Below are 617 nucleotides of genomic sequence, written 5' to 3' on the forward strand. Positions count from 1 at the left end.
TTGAAGGCGCGGCGGGACGAATGGGCCGACAGCGGAATCCGCTCGATCAAAATCATCGGCGACGCCGAGGCGCCGGGTCCGATCGCCTGGGCAACCTATGCCGGTCACCGCTTCGCGCGCGAGCTGGATGAAGCCGATATCGGCGACGCACTGCCCTTCCGCCGCGAGGTCACGGCGTTGGCCGCGGAATAGGGCGCCTGCGGTTCGCTGCAGGCGACAGGGTCATCGCGTGAAGGGCGGATTTCAGCGCCGCTGCAGTGCTCGACCAGCAGGTTCTTTTAAAGTGCATAGCTGCGGGAATGGCTGTTGTCGCTACTCATCGTCGTCTTCGGTTTCCGGCTTAGGAGCCATGGCCTTAATGAAGGCATCTTCTACAGTGCGCGGAACTCTTCGACGGTCGGACATTTCAGATATTGCCTGTGCGATTGCTCCAACAGACGCCTTTCCGTCGATGCTTACGGTAGCTGTCAGATCTACAAATGTCGCAATTGCGTTTCGATAAAGCGCCGAGACCAAAAACCCAACGGGCTGACCGGAAGGTAAAACCAAGTGCTCCCGTCCAACTGGCTCGCCATGGAGAAAATTGTTTCTCGCTTGGTAAGCGAGAGCATACAGAT

1 protein-coding gene and 1 pseudogene are annotated in these 617 nt (G+C 58.3%); one reads left to right on the forward strand and one right to left on the reverse strand.

Going from position 1 to position 617, the window contains the following annotated elements:
• A partial coding sequence (locus EN884_RS37865; protein WP_164895512.1) for a hypothetical protein occupies window positions 1-192 on the forward strand: 192 nt, incomplete at its 5' end.
• A gap of 120 nt (window positions 193-312) precedes the next feature.
• Here the strand turns inward: EN884_RS37865 and EN884_RS39215 are convergent.
• A pseudogene (locus EN884_RS39215) lies at window positions 313-617 on the reverse strand (hypothetical protein); the annotation flags it as partial.

This window comes from Mesorhizobium sp. M7A.F.Ca.AU.001.01.1.1, assembly GCF_004022735.1.
GTDB classification, from domain to species: Bacteria; Pseudomonadota; Alphaproteobacteria; order Rhizobiales; family Rhizobiaceae; genus Mesorhizobium; species Mesorhizobium ciceri.